Source organism: Lentimicrobium sp. S6 (genome assembly GCF_013166635.1).
GTDB lineage: Bacteria > Bacteroidota > Bacteroidia > Bacteroidales > UBA12170 > UBA12170.
In genome coordinates this window covers 1-1,649 of sequence record NZ_JABKBZ010000195.1, presented here as the reverse complement: position 1 = coordinate 1,649, position 1,649 = coordinate 1, and the positions used below count along the sequence as shown (strand labels likewise).

The 1,649-nt window shown below is 36.9% G+C and carries 1 protein-coding gene; it reads left to right on the top strand.

The genetic code is table 11. From position 1 onward, the window contains the following. Positions 1-1,649, top strand: a 1,649-nt coding sequence (locus HNS40_RS22285; RefSeq protein WP_216664206.1) for a PAS domain S-box protein, incomplete at both ends; no start/stop codon positions are given.

Sequence of the window (1,649 nt, the reverse complement as noted above, 5' to 3'; positions counted from 1 at the left end):
ATGAAAAATGATTCTAACAAAACCAAAGAACAACTCATAGCTGAGTTGGACGATTTACGCACACAAAGTAAAAAGCGTGAGGAAGAACATAAAGAAAGCCAGAAAAAATATCGTCTGCTTATTGAAAACTCGCCTGATTTAATTGCGATTCATAATATGACAGAGATTTTGCATATCAATAATAGTGGGCTAAAACTCGTAGGTGCAACAAGCCTGGATGAAGTAGTGGGAAAATCAGCCATTGATTTTATACATCCCGACGACAGGGCAATCGGTCTGGAAAATATAAAAAAACTATTCAGTAGAGAAGAATCAAAAGTTGCTATGGAACAAAGGTTTATCCGGCTGGATGGCAAGGTCATCGATGTTGAAGTTATCGGTGTTCCTATAAATTATGGTGAAGAACCGATGATTCAGATTATTGCCCGCGACATCACCGAGCGCAAGCAGGCGGAAGAAAAAATACAATCCAATTTGCAACAAATAGAAGTAATAAATGCAAACACGCCAAATATAATCTGGAAAACAGATATTGATCAGCAAGGAAATTTTATAAATACTTACATTTCAGATATTGTAGATGAGTTTCTTGCATTACCAAAAGGGACTGTCAATAATAATTGGGATAAATATTTTTCTTATGTTATTCCTGAATATCTTCCCCAAATAAATGAAATATTCAAAAACGGAATAAACAATCTGGGCGAAATGATTTCTTTTAGCTACGAAGTAAAAAAGGCGGATAATACATTAGCTTGGTTTACATCGAAAGGAAAAGCAGTTTTTGAAGACAAAAAACTTACGGTTTATGGCTCAACTATTGATATTACTGAGCAAAAACTAGCAGAAAAAAAGTTAAAAGACAGCGAAACAAGATTTAAAGCCCTGCATAATGCTTCGTTTGGTGGGATTGCTATTCATGATAAAGGAATGATTTTAGAATGTAATCAGGGGCTCACCGAAATATCAGGTTATGAGCAAGATGAACTTATGGGTATGGATGGGCTCCTTCTTATTGCAGAAGAATCACGTGAAAAGGTAATGGGGAATATTTTATCCGGCTCCGAAGAATCTTATGAAGCAGTTGGCATACGCAAAAACGGGCAAAAATATTCCTTAAGATTAGAAGCCAGACAGATTCCTTATAAAGGAAAAGAAGTTCGTGTTGTTGAATTTAGAGACATCACCGAGCGCAAGAGAGCAGAAACCGAACTTGTTAAACTCTCAACCGCCGTACAACAAAGTCCATCGGTAATTGCCATTACCGATACCAAAGGAAACCTTGAATATGTAAATCCTCAATTTACTGAAAGTACGGGTTATAGCACGGAAGAAGCAATCGAGCAAAATCCCAGTGTATTAAAATCGGGAGAACAATCTGAAGAATTTTATAAAGAACTGTGGGAAACAATATCTTCAGGAAACACCTGGAGAGGTGAGTTTCACAATAAAAAGAAAAACGGTGAATTGTTTTGGGAAATAGCTTCCGTTTCGCCCATATTTGATGAGCAAGGCAAAATCATCAATTATATTAAAGTAGCTGAAGACATCACCGAGCGTAAACAAGCCGAGGACAACTTCAGACACTCCATCGATGAGTCGCCATTAGGTATCAGAATTGTAAACCAGAAAGGAAAAACCATCTATGT